Genomic DNA, 19738 nt, shown 5'->3' on the forward strand with positions numbered 1-19738 from the left:
CTTACCGGGGCTACGCACTGTGCGATTTGGTAGCCCGGACAAGGCGCAACGCGCCGCCTCCGGGGAGGGACTGACTCAGGCGCTGGCGCTGTCGAGCCGCGCCAATTGTTCGCTGCTGAGGCTCAACGCCGCCGCGTGGGCAAAACTTTCCACCTGCGCCAGGCTGGTGGCGCTGGCAATCGGCGCGGTAACGCCTTCCCGGCTCATCAGCCACGCCAACGCCACTTCGGCAGGCTTCGCGCCCTGTTCTTCCGCCACCGCGACCAGCGTGTCAATAATCCGCATTCCGCGTGGATTGAGATATTTAGCGATGCCGCTGCCGCGCTGGCTTTGCGCTAAATCGGACGGCTGGCGATACTTGCCGCTCAGGAAGCCGGAAGCCAGGCTGTAGTAGGTCACCACGCCTATATCGCGGCTTACGCAGAGATCGCGAAGCGCCCCTTCAAACGCGGAGCGGTGATAGAGGTTATATTCCGGCTGCAGCACCTGCCAGGCCGGAAGGCCGCCTTTACGAGCCACTTCCAGCGCCGATGACAGCTGTCCGGCGTCGAGGTTTGAAGCGCCAATCGCCCGCACCTTGCCGGCCTGCTGCACCGCATGGAAAGCTTCTAACGTTTCATCGATCGGCGTTTCAGGATCCGGCCAGTGGGCGAAATAGAGGTCGACGTAATCCGTATTCAGGCGGCGCAACGAGTCGTCAATCGCCTGCTGGATCCAGGCTTTTTTCAATCCTTTATGGCCGGGTAGCCCCATATCAGAACCGACTTTGGTAAAGATTTTGACTTTATCGCGTATGCCGGGGCGCGCCTGTAGCCAGCGGCCAATAATGGTTTCGGATTCACCGCCCTGATTGCGTTCCGCCCAGCGGGAGTACACATCCGCCGTATCGATAGCATCAAAACCGTGGTCAACAAAAGCATCAAGAATGGCAAAACTGGTTTTCTCATCGATGGTCCAGCCAAAGACGTTGCCGCCAAATACTAATGGGGCGATGGAAAATCCGCTTTTGCCCAATGGACGTGTCATCATGCCGATTACTCCTTAGCTTATATTCTGTTTCCCTCAGATAACCGCAGGGGGTCTGAAGAGGATGTCGAGTGGATAATCAGAAAAGGAATCTTGCGGCGGGCAGTCCATGCCCGCAGGGTACACTCTGACATTATGTCCCGGAATAAACGTCAAAGCTAAAATATTTCCCGGCCAGTTTTTTGTAGGTGCCGTCGGCAAGCATTTTCGCAATCGCGCCATTTATCTCTTCGCGCAGCGCATCGTCGCCTTGACGCAGGCCAATCGCCGCCCCGGCGCCGAACAGTTTATTATCCTGCAGCTGTCCGCCAACAAAGGCGAAATCCTTGCCCTGTGGCTGCTGCAGGAAACTGTAATCGGCCATCATGCCGGAGAGCACCGCGCCATCGAGGCGGCCTGATTCAAGGTCGCGCACCACGCTATCGGCGCCCTGATAGGCGACAATGTTAATCCCCTGCGGCCGCCAGTACTGGTTCACATAAGTTTCCTGTGCCGACCCCTGCTCGACGCCGATGGTTTTCCCCTTCAGCTGCTCCGGCGTATTGCCTTTGAGGGTATTTTTACGCGCCACCAGAAATACCGGTCCGTTGTAGAGCTTATCGCTAAAGGCAATCTGCTCTTTACGCTTCTCGGTCATATACATCCCCGAAAGAATCGCATCGAACTTACGCGCTTTTAGCGCCGGGATAATGCCGTCAAAGTTGCTTTCCACCCACACGCACTTCGCCTGCAGCTGCTGGCAAATCGCGTTGCCTAAATCGATATCAAATCCCGCCAGCTTACCCTGCGGATCTTTCCATTCAAACGGCGCAAAGGTCGGATCAACGCCAAAACGGATCTCTTTCGCCCCGGCGGCCAGCGCCGACGTCGACGCCATTAATGCCAAACATAACAACAGTGATTTTTTCATTCGAGATTTTCTCCAGGGATTAACGGCAGTGCGCTTGCACTAAACGCGCGAACAGCGTCGCGCCGGTGCTGATAATGTCATCGTTAAAGTCATAACCGGGGTTATGCACCATGCAGCCGCCCTTCTCGCCTTTTTCACCGTTGCCCAGCAGGAAGTAGCAGCCCGGACGCTCGCGCAGCATAAAAGCGAAATCTTCGCTGGCGTTCATTGGCGATACCGACTCCAGCACCCCTTCGCGGCCAAAGACTTCCAGCGCCAGCGCCTGAGCGAAATCGGTCTCTTCATTACTGTTGGTTAATACCGGGTAAGAGTCGTAAATCTCGACGTCGCTGCTGGCGCCATAGCTTTTGGCGGTAAAGTCGGTCAGCTCTTGAATACGCTTTATCAGCAGGTCGCGAATTTCCGGCTTCATCGCCCGCACGCTGAGCTCCATCACCACGTTCTCCGGAATCACATTCGAGGCGATGCCGGCCTGGAAAGTCCCCACGCTGACCACCGCCGTTTCACCCGGCGGCACGTTGCGCGCGACGATGCTTTGCAACGCCATCACCAGCGCCGCGCCGGCGACGATAGGATCGACGGTGCGTTCCGGATGGGCGCCGTGGCCGCCGTAGCCGGTAATCGTGATTTTGACCGTGTCCGCCGAGGCCATAAAATTGCCGGCATAGAAGCCCAGCTTGCCAACCGGTAATCCCGGCATATTGTGCAGACCGAAGATGCGGTCGCAGGGAAACTGCTCAAACAGACCATCTTTTATCATCAGGTCCGCGCCGCCGATGGCTTCTTCCGCGGGCTGGAAAATCAGATGCACCGTGCCGTTAAACTGGCAGGCCGGCGAAGCGATATACTTCGCCGCCGCCAGTAAAATCGTGGTGTGGCCATCATGGCCGCAGGCGTGCATTTTTCCAGGTACCGTACTGGCCCAGGGTAAATCGGTGGTTTCATAAATCGGTAATGCGTCCATATCGGCGCGCAGGCCAATAGTGCGCGGCGAGTCGCCTTTGCTCAGGCTGCCGACGACGCCGGTTTTACCGAGGCCGCGGGTCACCTGATAGCCCCACTCCGCCAGTTTGCCGGCAACCAGCTCGCTGGTATTAAACTCTTCCAGACTTAATTCCGGATTGGCATGTAAATAATGACGGATAGAAATCATTTCTTGTTCCGTGGCTTTAATTTCTGGAATTACACAATCAGACATGCCGTTCTCCGGGAATAGATTAAGAAGTTAACACGTTATCCTGGCTCAAAGTTTATGCAAGTAGCATTTCTAATTCCTGGAACGCCATTCGTCATATTTTTAATGCAGAAAAATCGCAGAACAAAAACCATTAAAACCGGCAAAATTTAAATATAAACGTTTATTTTCTGGGTTGGTCACCAACATTTAATCTACCATCCCCGCTTTGACTCAGTTTTAAATAAAATAAACAGCTATGAAATATCAATTACTTGTCGTTGCCTGCGCGCTGACGCTGGCAGGCTGCAGCGCTGAGGGCGACACCGCCAGCCAGCAACGCGCCAGCATTCAAAAGATGCGTACCAATACGCTCAGTAAACTCTATAGCCTGCGTCCGGAAGCACGCAGCGATATCCAGCATTCAAAGGGCTACGCGGTATTCGCCAGTAATAGCAGCAAGATATTCGTCTTCGGCTTCGGCAGCGGCTATGGCGTCGTGAAAAATAGCGCCACGGGCAAAGATACTTATATGAAAATGGCTCAGGGCGGCGCCGGTCTTGGTATGGGCGTGAAACAACAGCGCACCGTACTGGTATTTCACGACAAAGATGCGTTGAATACTTTCATTACTAAAGGCTATATGGTCGGCGCGGATGCCAACGCGGCAGCGAAATATGACGACAACGGCATCGCCCCGATAGGCGCATCGGCTAACGGCGTGGCGAAAGATACCTCTTCGCTGCCGTCAAAAGTCAACGTTTATGAAATCACCGAAAAAGGGTTGGCGGCGCAGGCGATGGTCAACGGTTATAAATACTGGCCGGATGAAGAGCTGAATAAACGGTAATCCACTGCGGTCCATACAAGTTAGCATCAATAAGCCGGGTCAGATGTTAGCCTGACCCGGCGCTAATGCCATGCCGCAAGTATCATTATTTAATGACCAAGGGCGCCGCTTACCAGTATTGAGGTAATGATTCCGGTCGCCGCGGCGATCAGCACGTAATTGCCATCGATATAAGACCAGTGATGGCCCTCCGGCGGGCGCGGCAGGCCACGCTCGTTCCAGTTACTGACGCGATATTCATCACCGCGATAACGCTCCGGCGCCGGATGGCCTTTACGGAAATCGTTACCCCTCCAGGCGAAATGATCCTGTTCATGGCGCTCCTGGCGACGATCGTCATGACCGCTACGCTCCGGGCCGCGGTGGTCATTGTTGTCCTGATGGTTATCGCCAGGACCGCCCGGCTGGTGGCGTCCGTTTTGGTCACCCTGTTTCGGGCCATTCTGCCATACCTGCTGTTGCCCCGGACGATGGCCATCATTCGGGCCATCGGCAAAAGCCTGAGTGCTCAGCACGCAGGATAAAATAACTGCCAGAGAAATAATCTTTTTCATAGTACACCTCCTGATATATTTCTTTTTTTACCCTGCAAATGTGGAGAAATAGTGATTAGCAAACTATCCAGGACTATTCCTGGCTAATTCAGGAGGGCAACAAACATTAATTTCAGCGAGCGCCAGACGTAAAAAAGGCCGCTTGCGCGACCTTTTTTGTTCTCAGCGAGTCAATGATTACTCAGAGACTTTATTCTTTAACTCTTCAGCGCCTTGCTTGGTTTTATCCCAGCCTTTTTCGCTGACTTCTTTGGTTTTGTCCCAACCTTTGCTGGCGCCTTCTTTAGTGGCATTCCAGCCTTTCTCAGTGCCTTCTTTGGTCTTATCCCAGCCCTTCTCGGCGCCTTCTTTAGTTTTGTTCCAGGTTTTCTGCGTGCCTTCGCTTACCTGGCTGCCGACGCTATCGCTTTTCCCTTCAGCAGCGTGTTTGGACTTGAGCTTCAACTCTTCGCCCTGATTCTGCGCCTGGTGCAGTTTTTCTTTTGCCGTGTTGGCATTTTCGTGGGCTGCGGCCACGGTATCATCGGTTGCATGTGTAGTGGTTGCCGCGAATACCGGAGAAGCGACCAGAATAGCGGATAGTGCAATCATTGCTTTTTTCATATTTTTCCTCTCTTAACGCGTGCTTTATGTTACGAGTCACATTCAGCATGGCATAAGCTTCTGCGCTTGGCATTAGGAAAAGTTCTTAAAACTGCCTTGCCGCTATTCCGTCATTTTAGTGATCGAGATAGAGATAGCTTTCCCAGCTTTTCATGCGGATGAGGATCTTTCTTATCAGCGACAGGTGCTCAAAATGCTGCGAATAGACGGCGGCTTCGACATCCGCCCCCTGCGGCAGCTGATAGTTTGCCAGACGGTCGTCAGTCACTTTTAATACCACCAGCGCTCGGCCGCGCGCCGCCAGATCGTTGGCCGTCAGCAACGTCCCCTGCCCCTGAAACTGGCTTTCGCCAATCGCCGGCAGCACTTCCGCTACCTGCGCTTTAAACACGGTTCCCGGAATAGAGGGGAACAGTAATTCAGCCTGCTCACCTTTTTGCAAACGCTGCAGCGCGTTCTGGCGGAATGCGGCGACGTATTCACGTGAATTCACATTATCCGTCGGCACAAACGTCATCACCGGCTTCAGCCCCAGCGCGGTGGACATCGTTCCCGGACGCAGGCCGACGGTACTGACGTAACCGTCAGACGGCGCGCGCACCACCGTGTTATCGAGCTTAAATTGCGCCTCGCGCAGTTGCGCCAGCAGCGAAGCGACTTTGGTGTTCTCACCGTGCACCACCGAATTGAGATCGTTACGCGCCTGTGCGACCTTTGCCCGGGCGGCGTCAACCGCCGCCTGCGTCGCTTTCCAGTTCTGGCGACGCGTATCGACCATCTGATCGGAAAAAGCCCCTTTATCATGACCGGCCTGGAAGCGGGCGTATTCACGCTGGGCCCGATCGCGCTCGGCGACCGCTTTGCTTAAATCAGCCTGCGCGCTGGTTAACCCCGCATCAAGCGACAACGCATCCTGGCTTGCCGCTTTCACCTGCGCGGTCAGGTCGTCGACTTTCGCCTGGAACGGGGTTGGGTCGATGGTGAAGAGGATGTCGCCTTCATGCAGTATCTGATTTGGTTTTACCGGCACGCTGGTAACTCGCCCGCGGGTTTGCGAAACAATGGGCACCGTGCGGTAAACCTGTTTCCCGACTTCGCTATAGGGGAAGTTATAATTCATACCGAGGATTAACATGCCAATCAGTATTACGCCGCCTAATACCGCCGTGGGAACCGTCCATTTATTTAATGGAATACGGAATACCTTAAATATCACGATACATAGTGCGGCATAACATAGCAGTAATAACGTCTCCATTATTTACCCTCCTGATTGACGGCGCTATTTTTCAGACGATTTAATTCCGCCTGCATCGCATCCAGACGCTGATGTAAATCGTGTTGTTCGGCGTTTAACTGTTGCATTCCCCAACCACGGTCTTCCCGCCACAGCGTGGCCCAGATCCACAAAAACGGCCACAGCACATGCAGTGTAAACAGGCTCACCCAGCCGGCGTAATGAATCGCATCCTGGTGCGGATGATTTCTTTTTTTGGCAATTTCATAGGGAATATCGTGGATCACGATAATTCCATAAAATAAAATCAGCACCACCGCAATCAGGATGGCTAAAGCAATATAATCCAGGGTCATAAAATAACTCCAGAATGTGTGACGTATTTCACATTCACTTTATACAGGCGTCAGCAAGCCCGGCATGATCGCCCTGACAACTGACCATATTAATCAGAATTTATCCGGTATTTTTCGGTCGATAGAAATCAGTTGACCTTTTTTCACCGTGATATAGCCGCCTTCTTTTAACGCGGCTAAAACCTGATAAACATAGCTGCGCGAAAGATTGGTCCGTTTAATAATAAAAGCGGACAGGCTTTCACGTTTTCCACAATCGATCTCGTTACGGTACAGATAACGCGATAGCATCGATTTTATGGTCTGAAAACCGGACAGGTTACCGCGCTCGTTGTGCGCATCGAGGGCAAAAATGCCCATGTAGGCCAGAATAGTCGTCAGCTCTTTCATATACTCCGGCGAAGAGTAAAAGAAGATACGCTCGAAATCCTCCACGCTGATTCTGGCGAAACGGCAGCGATCGAGGCATTGGTACAGCAGTTCTACCGCCGGGCAATAGTGCTCAAGCAGGCCAACCGGCATATGTTCGATCACGATCCCTAGCAGATTATCAGGCTCGCTTACGGCGAGAGTGATTTGCCCGGAAAGCAGAAAGTAAATAAACCCAGCCTGCGGCTGAAAACGCTCGCCAGGGGCCAATTCGATGCTTTCGCTACAGGCGGTCACATCCGGGAGATGCGCATTTAACTGCAGCTTCTGGTAGCAGGCATGAATACGACCAAAACTGCTGTTCAACTTCCCCGTATCCATTGCCGTACTTTCCCGTATCACCGACGTCATCAAATATATATAAGGCAAAGCGAGGGGAAAAGTCCACAGCTGGAGTTTTGGCGTAAAGATATGTGCAGCAAGACTATTTCGCCTCTCCGCGATGCAATAAATCAGCATATATCGCCGTTAAAATCCCGCCAGGGCGAAATTGCTTTTTAATCCACTGCGTCACCTGGCCGGTTGCGGCATGCTGTGTCGCCAGCAGCATGCCGGAATCCTGACGCGGGTTGTGGATCTGACGAATCACCAGCAGTTTCTCGGCTATCGCTTCGTTCACCATATAGTCCGGTAAAAAACCGATCCCCTCACCGAGGATCTGACACTGGCATTTAGTATTGAAGTCAGGAACCAGGATCGCTTCCTGGCCATGCAGCAGCCAACCGACCTTTTTATTGATCGTGCTGGCGGTGTCCTCAACCATGATATTGGGGTAAAGGCGCAGCTGGCTTTCCGAGATAGGCTCGGGCATAAACGCCAGCGGATGATCCGGGGCAATAGCAAACACCCAGCGGATCGCGCCGATCTCGGTATAATCGATACCGCCGCCGTCGAGCAGCGTGTCCGGCGCGCCGATGGCAATATTCGCCTGGTTATTGATGATCGAATCCCAGACGCCGTTGTACACCTCGGTGGTGACGGTTATCTGACAGGTGGGAAACTGTTTTTTCAGCACCTGCAGCAGGCGGGCGGTATGGCGAGGCGTGTATAGCAGTTGGTTAATGCAGATCCGCACCCGCGCTTCGATGCCTTGCGAGATAGTATCTATGCTGCGCTTTATCGCGTGGAAATCATTAAGCAGATCGGTGGCCTTGCGAAACAGATAGTAGCCGGATTCCGTCAGTTCAATGCTGCGGGTGTTGCGGGTAAACAGCACTACGTCCAGCCCGGCTTCCATCCGTTTGATGGTATAGCTGATGGCTGAGGTGGTTAACCCCAGCTCGTCGGCCGCCTTGCTGAAGCTGCCAAAACGCGCCGCGGTAGTGAATGCCAGCAGATTTTCTTCAGTAAAAATCGAGTTCATGCGCCCTTCCCGCTTCCGCTAAACCATACGTAAGCTGAATGTATTGGTTACTGTGGCGAGGGGCAATCATTTTTGAACAATGCTTAACACCCGTAGTGAATTCAGGCTCGCTCCTTACTGGTCGCCTCGCTGAGTTTGCGCCCGCTATATTCTGAAATAAAGCCGACGCAGTTGCCCGCCAGAAATCCCAACAGAGTCACCGTCCAGTTCAGACCGGTGGCGAAAAAGAGCGTCATGCCGAGGAAGCCGCCGGGAATAAACGAGGTTAGCGTGAAACGCCCCTGCCAGACGATGACTGCCGAAAATGGCACCGTGGTAATGACGCTTGCCCAGAACCCCGACATACCGCTGGCCGAGGCGAGAGCGCCGGCGGCCAGCGCCGCCAGCCACGCCCACACCGCCCCGGAATAGTTAACGCACAGGCTTTTCACAAAACCGCTTTTACCGCCCCCTGCCGCATAGAAACTACAGAACGCGACGAAGCCGATGGTTCCCAATAATTCCCAACCGTGCTGCAGCCCGACGTGCGAGGAAATTAGCTGCCAAACGCCTGCGCAAATACCGACGGTGATCCCCGTAGCGGTGAGTCCGTTCATCTCTTTCCCCTCTGAAAAAAGATCGATGATATTGCTTTCTGACGGCAACTATATCGAAAGAAAACCCGATTGCGTTAAAGGACAAAGGCATAAAAGAAGTAAACATTGCTCTGCCGCACAGTCTGCATCAATTATTGAAATTTATTCAATAATCCCCCGGATTATGGCGAATAAAATTTAAGCGGGTTCTTTTATCTATTTCTGGTTGCTATGCTCAAGCCATCAAGAAAGTCTCAGCCGCAACAACAGGAGCAAGGTGATGGCGACGGAAAATATTATTGCTGACTATCTTTTGGCTGCAGAGCAGGGAAATATCGCAAAATTAAAAGCCTGCTTAGCAAGCGGCGTCGATATTAATGCCAGTAATCGCCAGGGGCGAACCGCCATTACCCTCGCCAGCCTGAATAAACATTATGCTTGTGTTTCTATTCTTATTGCCGCTGGCGTAGATATTAATAAGCAGGACCAGACCTGTTTTAACCCGTTTTTAATCAGCTGTCTGAATAACGACGTCGAACTACTGCGCTTAATTTTGCCGGCAAATCCCGACCTCGAACGATTAACGCGTTTCGGCGGCGTTGGTCTGACGCCGGCCTGTGAAAAAGGCCATCTTGAAATCGTGAAAATATTGCTGACGGAAACGGATATTAATGTCAATCACACCAATTTCGTCGGCTGGACGCCGCTGCTGGAAGCGATTGTCTTAAACGACGGCGGCGCGACGCAGCAGGAGATCGTCAAACTGCTGCTGGATCACGGCGCCAACCCGCATATGACCGATAAGTATGGTAAATCGCCGCTGGAGCTGGCATGGGATAAGGGATTCAGTGAAATCGCCCACCTGCTGGTCGCCGTCGGAGCCTGAGGAAGGAGAATCGCCATTAACACCTCCTCGCGGTGGTGTGTGCAAGCGCTAACTGCGGATACCCGCTTTCTCGCACAGCGCGGCGGTGGACGGGTCGGGCAGGTTTTCACCCATGCGGTAAACCTGCTTACCCCGGGCAAACCAGGGCTTCTGACGCTGCTGTGCGAAACCTCTGACAATGCGCCCAATAGCTGTAGGTTAGCACTCACCCACTTTGACAACCTGCTCCGGCCAGGGGAAAGCGTCCGGTTTACCGATTCAGGAATTTACATTGGCGATAATAAATGGATAGAGATCCACCGGTGTAAGCGCTGGCAAACGCCGCGAGCGGTATTAAACGCGGCAACATTCAACCAGATAGCCTGGCGACGATGGCACAACATTATCGTTACGCAGTTACATGAGGATGATACGTTATTTCTCTATCGCGGCGACAATCCCTTTTATCACGCAATGAGTCGTGAATTACAGCAGCGACGGGAAATATTATTTAAAGCACTTCACGAAAATAAAAATATCGGCGCCGCTGTGGCGAACATGATCGGATTAGGCATTGGCCTGACGCCATCGGCGGATGATTATTTGCTAGGTCTAAGCGTTATTTTATTCATAAAGGGACACCCGGCTAACCATTACCGGGAAGCCTTTATAACCGCGCTGCAGAGCGCCAGACAAAATACTACGCCGCTCAGCGCGATTACGCTGGAGGCGGCGATTAACCAGCATTATCGAGAAAGTATCGCCGTGATGATTAACCTGATGGTTAATCGACCGACAACCTTTTCTATTGAGGCTATTGCCAATATTAAAAATATTGGCTCAAGTTCCGGCAGCGACATGCTATTGGGCATGGCGGATGCCTGCGCGCTGAGCCAAACGTATGGAGGGAATAATGTCAGTTAAAATAGTGGTGAAGAAGAATACCTATTTTGATTCGGTCTCATTAATGTCGATTTCCACCCGCGCTAATAAGCTCGATGGCGTAGAGCAGGCATTTGTGGCGATGGCGACGGAAATGAACAAAGGGGTGTTGAATAACCTGGGGCTGCTGACGCCGGAGCTGGAAGCGGCGAAAAACGGCGACCTGATGATCGTCATCAAGGGCAAAGACGGCGCCGATAGCGAACAGATACTCAGTGAAATAGAAGCGCTGTTCAGCAAAAAGGCCGAAAGCGGCCAGCACGAAGCGCGCTACGCCACCCTCGCCAGCGCCAAAAAACATCTTCCGCAAAGTAACCTCGCGATTATTTCGGTCAACGGTCTGTTTGCCGCTCGCGAAGCGCGTCAGGCGCTGCAAAACGATCTTAACGTGATGTTGTTTTCCGATAACGTCTCTATTGACGACGAACTGGCGCTGAAACAGCTGGCCCACGAAAAGGGATTGTTGATGATGGGGCCAGACTGCGGCACCGCCATTATTAACGGCGCGGCGCTGTGCTTCGGTAACGCGGTTCGCCGCGGCAACATCGGCATTATCGGCGCCTCCGGCACCGGTAGCCAGGAGCTGAGCGTCCGTATCCACGATTTCGGCGGCGGGATCTCGCAGCTAATCGGTACCGGCGGTCGCGATCTGAGTGAGAAAATCGGCGGCCTGATGATGCTCGACGCCATTCAGATGCTGGAAGCGGATCCGCAAACGGAAATTATCGTCCTTGTTTCCAAACCGCCGGCGCCGACGGTGGCGAAAAAAGTGCTCGAACGCGCCCGCGCCTGCCGTAAACCGGTGGTGGCGTGCTTCCTCGGCCGCGCCGAGCCCCCCGCCGATGAGCAAGGTCTGCAGTTCGCCCGCGGCACCAAAGAAGCGGCGCTGAAGGCCGTTCTGCTGAGCGGTATTAAGCAAGAGAACCTCGATCTGCATCCGCTAAATCAAGCGCTTATCGCCGAAGTGCGCACGCAGCTCACGCCGCAGCAGAAATACATTCGCGGCCTGTTCTGCGGCGGTACCCTGTGCGATGAAACCATGTTCGCGGTACTGGAAAAACACGCGGATGTTTATAGCAACATTCAGCCGGATCCGGCTTATCGCCTGAGCGATATCAATCGCAGCATCAAACACACCTTCCTCGATTTCGGCGATGACGATTTCACCAACGGTAAGCCGCACCCGATGATCGACCCGACCAACCGTATCAGCCGCCTGTTGCAGGAAGCGCGCGATCCCGAAGTGGCGGTCATCGTCATGGACTTCGTGCTGGGCTTCGGGGCGCATGAAGATCCGGTGGGTTCGACGATCGCGGCTATCGAAGAGGCCAAAGCCATTGCCGCCGCCGACGGCCGCCCATTGACGATCCTCGCTTACGTGTTAGGCACCGACATCGATACGCCGTCGCTGGAGCAACAGCGCCAGATGCTGCTTGACGCTGGCGTCATTCTGGCCAGCAGCAGCACCAATACCGGTTTGCTGGCGCGTGAATTTATCTGCAAAGGGGAGCAAGCCTGATGAGCCAGTCGCTATTTAACCAGCCGTTGAACGTGATTAACGTCGGTATCGCCATGTTCAGCGACGATTTGAAAAAGCAGCATACCGCCGTCACCCAGCTCGACTGGACGCCGCCGGGCCAGGGCAATTTGCAGGTGGTCGAGGAGTTGGATCGCATCGCCGACTCGCCACTGGCGGATAAAATCGCCGCCGCCAACCAGCTGGCGCTGGAGCGTATTATTCAATCGCACCCGGTGCTGATCGGCTTTGATCAGGCCATTAACGTCGTGCCGGGCATGACACCAAAAACTATTCTGCACGCCGGCCCGCCGGTGGAATGGCAAAACATGTGCGGCGCCATGAAAGGCGCGGTCACCGGCGCGCTGGTCTTTGAAGGGCTGGCAAAAGATCTGGATGAAGCGGCCGAGCTTGCCGCCTCCGGGGAAATTACCTTCTCACCCTGTCACGAACACGACTGCGTGGGTTCGATGGCGGGCGTAACGTCGGCGTCGATGTTCATGCATATCGTCGAGAATAAAACCTACGGCAATATCGCTTATACCAACATGAGCGAGCAGATGGCGAAGATCCTGCGCATGGGGGCTAACGATAAGAGCGTGATCGATCGTCTGAACTGGATGCGCGACGTGCAGGGCCCCATGTTGCGCGACGCCATGAAGATCATCGGCGAAATCGATCTGCGCTTAATGCTGGCGCAGGCGCTGCACATGGGCGATGAGTGCCATAACCGCAACAACGCCGGTACCACCCTGCTGATTCAGGCGCTTACGCCGGGGATTATTCAGGCCGGTTATCCGGTAGCGCAGCAGCGCGAGTTGTTCGAATTTGTCGCCAGCAGCGATTACTTCTCCGGCCCGACGTGGATGGCGATGTGTAAAGCGGCGATGGATGCGGCCCACGGCATTGAATACAGCACCGTGGTCACCACCATGGCGCGCAACGGCGTCGAGTTCGGACTGCGGGTCAGCGGCCTGCCGGGACAGTGGTTTACCGGCCCGGCGCAGCAGGTGATAGGTCCGATGTTTGCCGGTTTTAAACCGGAAGACTCCGGCCTTGATATCGGCGACAGCGCGATTACCGAAACCTATGGCATCGGCGGTTTCGCCATGGCGACGGCGCCGGCTATCGTCGCGCTGGTCGGCGGAACGGTAGAAGAAGCGGTCGATTTCTCGCGCCAGATGCGTGAAATCACCCTTGGCGAAAACCCGAACGTCACCATTCCGCTGCTCGGCTTTATGGGGATCCCAACCGCTATCGACATCACCCGCGTCGGCAGCAGCGGTATTTTACCGGTGATCAACACCGCTATCGCCCATAAAGACGCCGGGATCGGCATGATCGGCGCCGGGATCGTCCACCCGCCGTTCGCCTGTTTCGAAAAAGCGATCCTCAGCTGGTGCGATCGTTACGACGTTTAACGTTGTAGCCCGGGCGAGGCGTTTGCGCCGACCCCGGGAAATCCCCGGCAGCCCTACGCCTGGCCGGGCGACTACCACGACCACACAATAACAATAACTACATCACCTTCTGTAGCGGAAGTCAGATATGAAAGAACTCATCGTCGTTGCCATTGGCGGCAACAGCATTATCAAAGATAACGCCAGCCAGTCGATCGAGCATCAGGCCGAGGCGGTCAAAGCGGTGGCCAGTACGGTGCTGGAGATGCTGGCATCGGACTATAACGTGGTACTAACCCACGGTAACGGCCCGCAGGTTGGGCTGGATTTACGCCGCTCGGAGATAGCCCACGAGCGTGAAGGTCTGCCGCTGACGCCGCTGGCCAACTGCGTCGCTGATACCCAGGGCGGCATCGGCTACCTCATTCAGCAGGCGCTGAATAACCGCCTCGCCCAGCGCGGCGAGCAAAAGGCGGTTACCGTCGTCACGCAGGTTGAAGTCGATAAAAACGATCCCGGCTTTACCCATCCGACTAAGCCTATCGGCGCGTTCTTCAGCGAAAGCCAGCGCGATGAACTGCAGCAGGCGCATCCTGAGTGGCGCTTTGTGGAAGATTCGGGGCGTGGCTATCGCCGGGTAGTCGCCTCGCCGGAGCCGAAACGCATTGTCGAAGCAGAAGCCATCAAGGCGCTGACCCGGCAAGGCTTTGTGGTGATCGGCGCCGGCGGCGGCGGGATCCCGGTGGTGCGCAGCCCGCAGGGCGACTACCAGAGCGTGGATGCGGTGATCGACAAAGATCTCTCAACCGCCCTGCTGGCCCGCGAAATTGATGCTGATATTCTGGTTATCACCACCGGGGTGGAGAAAGTGTGCGTTAATTTCGGCAAGCCTGATCAGCAGGCGTTGGGTCGCGTCGGCATCAGCGAGATGAGCCGCTATATGCAAGAAGGACATTTCCCGGCTGGCAGCATGCTGCCAAAAATCGTCGCCAGCCTCGCGTTCCTGCAACACGGCGGCAAGCGGGTGATCATCACTACGCCGGAATGTCTGCCAGCCGCGCTACGCGGCGAAACGGGAACCCATATTGTGCATGACTGACACAAAAGGAAGAAAGAATGAATAAAGACAATAGCCGCCGTGAATTTCTTACCCAAAGCGGAAAAATGGTCACCGCCGCTGCCCTGCTGGCGGCGGGCGCGCCTGCGGCGTATGCCGTCGGAGGCCAGCCGTCCGCCGCCACCTGCGATAATAAAGGCGCGGCCAGGGTCGCCGATAAGCACTACTACCTTGATAACGTCCTGCTGGAAAGCGGCTTCGAATATGAAAACGGCGTGGTGGTTCACACCCGGACCGAGCTGCAAACGCTGGAAATAAAAGACGGCAAAATCGTCGCCCTGCGCAGCAATCTGAGCCACCCGGACGCCACGCTGCCGCGCTACGATGCGGGCGGTAAACTGATGTTGCCTGCCATGCGCGACATGCATATCCATCTGGACAAAACGTTTTATGGCGGCCCGTGGCGCTCGCTAAACCGTCCGGCGGGCACCACCATTCAGGATATGATCAAGCTTGAGCAGAAACTGCTGCCTGAACTCCAGCCTTATACGCAGGCGCACGCCGAGAAGCTTATCGACCTGATCCAGTCCAAAGGCTCCACTATCGCCCGCAGCCACTGCAATATTGAACCGGTGTCCGGGCTGAAGAACCTGGAGAATCTGCAGGAAGTGCTGGCGCGGCGTAAACCAGGCTTCGATTGCGAAATCGTCGCTTTTCCGCAGCACGGGCTGCTGCTGTCGAAATCGGAATCACTGGTTCGCGAAGCGATGCAGGCCGGCGCCCACTACGTAGGCGGCCTCGACCCGACTAACGTCGATGGCGCGATGGAGAAATCGCTCGATACCATGTTCCAGATTGCGCTGGATTACGACAAAGGGGTGGATATTCATCTGCATGAAACCAGCCCGGCGGGCGTGGCGGCGGTGAACTATATGGTGGAAACCGTGGAGAAGACGCCGGCGCTGAAAGGCAAGCTGACCATCAGCCACGCTTTCGCGCTGGCGACGCTCAATGAACAGCAGGTAGATGCCATCGCGAGCCGCATGGCGGCGCAGCAGATCACCATCGCCTCCACCGTGCCGATTGGCACTCTGCACATGCCGCTCAAGCAACTGCGCGAAAAAGGCGTCTTCGTGATGACCGGTACCGATAGCGTGATTGACCACTGGTCGCCTTACGGTCTGGGCGACATGCTGGAGAAAGCCAATCTCTACGCGCAGCTGTATATCCGCCCCAATGAGCAGACCCTGTCGCGCGCGCTGGCCATCGCCACCGGCGACGTGCTGCCGCTGAATGACAAAGGCGAGCGCGTATGGCCAAAAGCGCAGGACGACGCCAGCTTTGTGCTGGTCGATGCCTCCTGCTCCGCCGAAGCCGTGGCGCGAATTTCGCCGCGCACCGCCACCTTCCATAACGGTAAGATGGTCTGGGGCAGCGTCGGCGCCTGAAGCCAGCGTCATGTAAAAAACCCCGGCAAGCCGGGGTTTTGTCATTTACCAGACGCGATTACTTCTGCGGACGCATGGCCGGGAACAGAATAACGTCGCGGATGGTGTGGCTGTTGGTGAACAGCATCACCATGCGGTCGATACCGATACCCAGACCGGCGGTCGGCGGCAGGCCGTACTCCAGCGCGGTAACGTAGTCTTCGTCATAGAACATCGCTTCGTCGTCGCCCGCCGCTTTGGCGTTGACCTGATCCTGGAAACGCTGCGCCTGATCTTCCGCATCGTTCAGCTCGCTGAAACCGTTACCGATTTCACGGCCGCCGATGAAGAACTCGAAGCGGTCGGTAATTTCCGGGTTCACGTCGTTGCGACGCGCCAGCGGGGAAACTTCCGCCGGATATTCGGTGATGAAGGTCGGCTGGATCAGATGCGCTTCCGCCACTTCATCGAAGATCTCCGTGACGATACGTCCCAGACCCCAGCTTTTCTCTACCTGAATACCGATAGATTCCGCCAGCGCTTTCGCCGCGTCGAAGTTATCCAGATCCGCCATATTGGTTTCCGGGCGGTGTTTCTTGATAGCTTCACGCATGGTCAGTTTTTCAAACGGCTTGCCGAAGTCAAACACCTGGTCGCCATACGGCACTTCGGTTTTGCCCAGCACCGTCTGCGCCAGAGTGCGGAACAGCGACTCGGTCAGTTCGATCAGGTCTTTGTAATCCGCATACGCCATATAGAGTTCCATCATGGTGAACTCTGGGTTATGGCGTACGGAGATCCCTTCGTTACGGAAGTTACGGTTGATTTCGAACACGCGTTCGAAGCCGCCGACCACCAGACGTTTCAGATACAGTTCCGGCGCGATGCGCAGGTACATATCCAGATCCAGCGCGTTATGATGGGTGATGAATGGACGGGCGGAAGCGCCGCCTGGGATCACCTGCATCATCGGGGTTTCGACTTCCATAAAGCCGCGGGCAACCATGAACTGACGCATGGTGGCGAGGATCTGCGAACGGATACGGAACGTATGACGCGACTCTTCGTTGGCGATCAGATCCAGATAACGCTGGCGATAGCGGACTTCCTGATCCTGCAGGCCGTGGAATTTATCCGGCAGCGGGCGCAGGGCTTTGGTCAGCAGACGCAGCTCGGTGCAGTGAATGGAGAGTTCGCCGGTTTGCGTTTTGAACAGCTTGCCGCGGGCGGCGATGATGTCGCCGAGATCCCATTTTTTAAACTGTTCGTTATAGACGCCTTCCGGCAGGTCATCGCGCGCGACGTACAGCTGAATGCGGCCGCCGACGTCCTGAAGGGTAACGAAAGAGGCTTTACCCATGATGCGGCGGGTCATCATACGGCCAGCAACAGAGACTTCAACGTTCAGGGAAGCGAGTTCATCGTTATCCTTCGCATCGAATTCAGCGTGCAATTGGTCAGAGGTATGATCGCGACGGAAATCGTTCGGGAAAGCGACGCCCTGCTCACGCAGCGCAGCCAATTTTTCGCGACGAGTTTTCAGTTCATTATTAAGGTCAATTGCCTCATCGGCACCTTGTGCTTGTTGTTCAGACATGTTGGTTCCTCATAACCCTGCTTTCAAACTAGCTTCGATAAATTGAACCAGGTCACCATTCAGCGCGGCCTGTCTCTGGTAACACACCAGAGAACAATCTTAACGACTCTGGATTCACTACAAGCTGATCTCACTCAGCTATGGCTTCACTAACGGTATTTTTTATCGTTGGCCTCCGCGCCTGCCAGAATATCCACCTCCTGTTCTCTTGGCTGTGCAACGAACGACTTCGCGCTCCGCTGTTGATGTAATACCCCCGGTCGCGCTGCGCTTACCGGGGCTACGAATCGCGGCCCGGATAAGGCGTTTACGCCACGAGCCCGGATGAGCATCAGGCGCCGCCGCCGGGAACTTCACCCGCAGCCGCACGGCGTTTGCCCACGCTACAGGCCGCGGCAAAGGCGATAACGACAATCACCGCCACGCAGCCGATGGTCCATTCGCCCATCTGCGAGAAGAAATGCTGATAGGCGGCAATCGCCGTGTCGCTGATTTGCGACTCGGTAGTTTGCTGCGCCACCACCCCGGCCAGCCAGTTGGCGACCGCGCCGGTGGCCAGCATATAAATGCCGGTCAATACGCCGGTGACGCCGGGCATGTTCAGACGGGTTATCTGCGCCATCGCCACCGGATCAATAAACAGCTCGGCAAAGCCCATCATCGCCAGCCCGGCGACCATCATGCCCATCGAGGCCTGACCGTCAGCCGCGCCGTGGCGGGCATTCAGCGCCAGCAGCATAAATCCGCCGCCCATCAGCAGCAGGCCGAATGCGAATTTCAGCCACACTTTTAACACCGAGCGGGTTCGCCCTTCCGGGCGGATCAGCCACGCCAGGATCACGCCTGCCGCCATTACCGCTACCGCATTAACCGACTGGAACAGCGCGGTCGGCACTTCAATATTGAACAGTCGACGATCAACAAAGTGGTCGATAAACAGGCTAATTGAGCTTCCGCCCTGCTGCGCCAGCACCCAGAACAGTGTCCCGGTCAACATCAGCAGAACGATTTGCCACAGCGCGCGGCGATGCTGCGGTGATTTGATCATGATCCGCGCCACCATTTGCGCGGCGAACAGGCAGACAATCGCCAGCAGATAACCGGACCAGTTGTTTTCCAACAGCAAGGTGAAGAACACCGGCGCCAGGCACAGCATCACCACCAGCCAGCCCCAGGTCGGCAGCGCGAATTTCACCGCGCACAGCGCCTGTTTATCGACGCCGCGGGTGTCGCGGAAATAGCGGCTACCGCTTAAGAAAATCATCAGGCCGATGAACATGCCGATCCCCGCCAGCGCAAAGCCGATATGCCAGCCGTACCACTGCGCCGCCAGCCCACAGGCAATCGGCGCGGCGATCGAACCGACGTTACCGGCGGCATACAGCAGCGAGAAACCGCCATCGCGACGATGGTCGTCAGCGGCGTACAGTTCGCCAAGCAGGCAGCTGATATTGGATTTGAACAGGCCATAGCCGCAGATAATGATCGCCAGCGCCAGATAGAGGCTCCAGGTGGAATCAGATTCGACGCCCAGCACCACGTGGCCGAGGGTCATTAACAACGCCCCGGCAATCACCGCCGTGCGGTTGCCGAGCAGGCGGTCGGCAAGCCAGCCGCCGAGAATGGGGGTTACGTAAACTAAAGATGCGTAGGCGCTGAACAGACTGATGGCGTGGCTATCGTCAAAGCCAAGTTGGTGGGTGAGATAAAGGATGAGTAAGGCGCGCATGCCGTAAAAGCTGAAGTACTCCCAGATCTGGATCGCTACGATGTAGTAAATCGCGCGCGGCTGTGAGGGTGTTTTCATAGGTTCTCCTTGCAGCGTGAAAAAAGGGAAGTGGCAAGCCACTTCCCTTG

19 protein-coding genes are annotated in these 19738 nt (G+C 55.4%); 7 read left to right on the plus strand and 12 right to left on the minus strand.

The annotated features are described in order from the left end of the window. Positions 1-75: 75 nt before the first annotated feature. From PGR23_RS10560 to PGR23_RS10570, 3 genes are all read right to left on the minus strand, one after another. A complete protein-coding gene (locus tag PGR23_RS10560) occupies positions 76-1029 on the minus strand; it encodes an aldo/keto reductase (protein WP_396279856.1) in 954 nt (317 codons plus the stop codon). 130 nt (positions 1030-1159) lie between these two features. Further along, positions 1160-1936, minus strand: a complete 777-nt coding sequence (locus tag PGR23_RS10565) for an ABC transporter substrate-binding protein (RefSeq protein WP_015367838.1) — start codon at positions 1934-1936, stop codon at positions 1160-1162. A 19-nt stretch (positions 1937-1955) separates the two neighbouring features. After that, the gene (locus tag PGR23_RS10570) at positions 1956-3134 is read right to left on the minus strand and encodes a M20 aminoacylase family protein (protein ID WP_396279857.1); all 1179 of its coding nucleotides are present in this window, start codon (positions 3132-3134) and stop codon (positions 1956-1958) included. A 235-nt stretch (positions 3135-3369) separates the two neighbouring features. Between PGR23_RS10570 and PGR23_RS10575 the strand changes: the two genes are divergently transcribed. Continuing rightward, the gene (locus PGR23_RS10575; RefSeq protein ID WP_396279858.1) at positions 3370-3960 is read left to right on the plus strand and encodes a YSC84-related protein; all 591 of its coding nucleotides are present in this window, start codon (positions 3370-3372) and stop codon (positions 3958-3960) included. 89 nt (positions 3961-4049) lie between these two features. Here PGR23_RS10575 and PGR23_RS10580 read toward each other — a convergent pair whose 3' ends face one another. From PGR23_RS10580 to PGR23_RS10610, 7 genes are all read right to left on the minus strand, one after another. After that, on the minus strand, positions 4050-4514 hold the full coding sequence (locus PGR23_RS10580) for an RcnB family protein (protein WP_396279859.1): 465 nt from the start codon (positions 4512-4514) through the stop codon (positions 4050-4052). 177 nt (positions 4515-4691) lie between these two features. Beyond that, complete coding sequence (locus PGR23_RS10585; RefSeq protein WP_047068162.1) at positions 4692-5117, minus strand: hypothetical protein; 426 nt, start codon at positions 5115-5117, stop codon at positions 4692-4694. A gap of 115 nt (positions 5118-5232) precedes the next feature. Beyond that, positions 5233-6375 carry an HlyD family secretion protein gene (locus tag PGR23_RS10590; RefSeq protein ID WP_213797377.1) on the minus strand — a complete coding sequence of 381 codons (1143 nt, stop codon included), beginning with the start codon at positions 6373-6375 and terminating at the stop codon, positions 5233-5235. Continuing rightward, positions 6375-6710: a DUF3302 domain-containing protein gene (locus PGR23_RS10595; RefSeq protein ID WP_045361908.1), complete on the minus strand. Its 336-nt coding sequence runs from the start codon at positions 6708-6710 to the stop codon at positions 6375-6377. The genes PGR23_RS10590 and PGR23_RS10595 overlap by 1 nt, the downstream gene beginning before the upstream one ends. Positions 6711-6803: 93 nt before the next feature. After that, positions 6804-7445: a helix-turn-helix domain-containing protein gene (locus PGR23_RS10600; RefSeq protein WP_063415622.1), complete on the minus strand. Its 642-nt coding sequence runs from the start codon at positions 7443-7445 to the stop codon at positions 6804-6806. 118 nt (positions 7446-7563) lie between these two features. Then, the gene (locus PGR23_RS10605; protein ID WP_047049447.1) at positions 7564-8502 is read right to left on the minus strand and encodes a LysR substrate-binding domain-containing protein; all 939 of its coding nucleotides are present in this window, start codon (positions 8500-8502) and stop codon (positions 7564-7566) included. Positions 8503-8603: 101 nt separating this feature from the next. Continuing rightward, positions 8604-9098, minus strand: a complete 495-nt coding sequence (locus PGR23_RS10610; protein WP_047049449.1) for a DUF1097 domain-containing protein — start codon at positions 9096-9098, stop codon at positions 8604-8606. A 259-nt stretch (positions 9099-9357) separates the two neighbouring features. Between PGR23_RS10610 and PGR23_RS10615 the strand changes: the two genes are divergently transcribed. From PGR23_RS10615 to PGR23_RS10640, 6 genes are all read left to right on the plus strand, one after another. Next, the gene (locus tag PGR23_RS10615) at positions 9358-9963 is read left to right on the plus strand and encodes an ankyrin repeat domain-containing protein (RefSeq protein ID WP_396279860.1); all 606 of its coding nucleotides are present in this window, start codon (positions 9358-9360) and stop codon (positions 9961-9963) included. Positions 9964-10002: 39 nt separating this feature from the next. Next, a complete protein-coding gene (locus PGR23_RS10620) occupies positions 10003-10866 on the plus strand; it encodes a DUF2877 domain-containing protein (RefSeq protein WP_396279861.1) in 864 nt (287 codons plus the stop codon). After that, the gene (gene fdrA, locus PGR23_RS10625; RefSeq protein WP_063415609.1) at positions 10856-12403 is read left to right on the plus strand and encodes an acyl-CoA synthetase FdrA; all 1548 of its coding nucleotides are present in this window, start codon (positions 10856-10858) and stop codon (positions 12401-12403) included. Before PGR23_RS10620 ends, fdrA begins: the two co-directional genes overlap by 11 nt. Continuing rightward, positions 12403-13821 (plus strand): DUF1116 domain-containing protein, encoded by a 1419-nt coding sequence (locus PGR23_RS10630; protein ID WP_430915625.1) that lies wholly within the window; start codon positions 12403-12405, stop codon positions 13819-13821. The genes fdrA and PGR23_RS10630 overlap by 1 nt, the downstream gene beginning before the upstream one ends. Positions 13822-13948: 127 nt before the next feature. Next, positions 13949-14899 carry a carbamate kinase family protein gene (locus PGR23_RS10635; protein WP_213797373.1) on the plus strand — a complete coding sequence of 317 codons (951 nt, stop codon included), beginning with the start codon at positions 13949-13951 and terminating at the stop codon, positions 14897-14899. A gap of 17 nt (positions 14900-14916) precedes the next feature. Beyond that, entirely contained in the window at positions 14917-16305 is a 1389-nt protein-coding gene (locus tag PGR23_RS10640) for an amidohydrolase family protein (protein WP_047078630.1), read from the plus strand. Between the two features lie 58 nt (positions 16306-16363). Here the strand turns inward: PGR23_RS10640 and lysS are convergent, their stop codons facing one another. Both lysS and dtpD read right to left on the minus strand, forming a co-directional pair. Continuing rightward, complete coding sequence (lysS, locus tag PGR23_RS10645) at positions 16364-17881, minus strand: lysine--tRNA ligase (protein ID WP_015704650.1); 1518 nt, start codon at positions 17879-17881, stop codon at positions 16364-16366. 331 nt (positions 17882-18212) lie between these two features. Beyond that, positions 18213-19688, minus strand: coding sequence for a dipeptide permease DtpD (dtpD, locus tag PGR23_RS10650; RefSeq protein WP_045393424.1), 1476 nt, complete (start codon positions 19686-19688; stop codon positions 18213-18215). Positions 19689-19738 lie beyond the last annotated feature (50 nt).

Source organism: Klebsiella sp. 141162 (assembly GCF_050600755.1).
Lineage (GTDB): Bacteria > Pseudomonadota > Gammaproteobacteria > Enterobacterales > Enterobacteriaceae > Klebsiella > Klebsiella aerogenes.

Coding starts and splice junctions, on each gene's coding strand:
- PGR23_RS10560 (WP_396279856.1), bottom strand. CDS start 1,029: ATGATGACACGTCCATTGGGCAAAAGCGGATTTTCCATCGCCCCATTA.
- PGR23_RS10565 (WP_015367838.1), bottom strand. CDS start 1,936: ATGAAAAAATCACTGTTGTTATGTTTGGCATTAATGGCGTCGACGTCG.
- PGR23_RS10570 (WP_396279857.1), bottom strand. CDS start 3,134: ATGTCTGATTGTGTAATTCCAGAAATTAAAGCCACGGAACAAGAAATG.
- PGR23_RS10575 (WP_396279858.1), top strand. CDS start 3,370: ATGAAATATCAATTACTTGTCGTTGCCTGCGCGCTGACGCTGGCAGGC.
- PGR23_RS10580 (WP_396279859.1), bottom strand. CDS start 4,514: ATGAAAAAGATTATTTCTCTGGCAGTTATTTTATCCTGCGTGCTGAGC.
- PGR23_RS10585 (WP_047068162.1), bottom strand. CDS start 5,117: ATGAAAAAAGCAATGATTGCACTATCCGCTATTCTGGTCGCTTCTCCG.
- PGR23_RS10590 (WP_213797377.1), bottom strand. CDS start 6,375: ATGGAGACGTTATTACTGCTATGTTATGCCGCACTATGTATCGTGATA.
- PGR23_RS10595 (WP_045361908.1), bottom strand. CDS start 6,710: ATGACCCTGGATTATATTGCTTTAGCCATCCTGATTGCGGTGGTGCTG.
- PGR23_RS10605 (WP_047049447.1), bottom strand. CDS start 8,502: ATGAACTCGATTTTTACTGAAGAAAATCTGCTGGCATTCACTACCGCG.
- PGR23_RS10610 (WP_047049449.1), bottom strand. CDS start 9,098: ATGAACGGACTCACCGCTACGGGGATCACCGTCGGTATTTGCGCAGGC.
- PGR23_RS10615 (WP_396279860.1), top strand. CDS start 9,358: ATGGCGACGGAAAATATTATTGCTGACTATCTTTTGGCTGCAGAGCAG.
- fdrA (WP_063415609.1), top strand. CDS start 10,856: ATGTCAGTTAAAATAGTGGTGAAGAAGAATACCTATTTTGATTCGGTC.
- PGR23_RS10630 (WP_430915625.1), top strand. CDS start 12,403: ATGAGCCAGTCGCTATTTAACCAGCCGTTGAACGTGATTAACGTCGGT.
- PGR23_RS10635 (WP_213797373.1), top strand. CDS start 13,949: ATGAAAGAACTCATCGTCGTTGCCATTGGCGGCAACAGCATTATCAAA.
- PGR23_RS10640 (WP_047078630.1), top strand. CDS start 14,917: ATGAATAAAGACAATAGCCGCCGTGAATTTCTTACCCAAAGCGGAAAA.
- lysS (WP_015704650.1), bottom strand. CDS start 17,881: ATGTCTGAACAACAAGCACAAGGTGCCGATGAGGCAATTGACCTTAAT.
- dtpD (WP_045393424.1), bottom strand. CDS start 19,688: ATGAAAACACCCTCACAGCCGCGCGCGATTTACTACATCGTAGCGATC.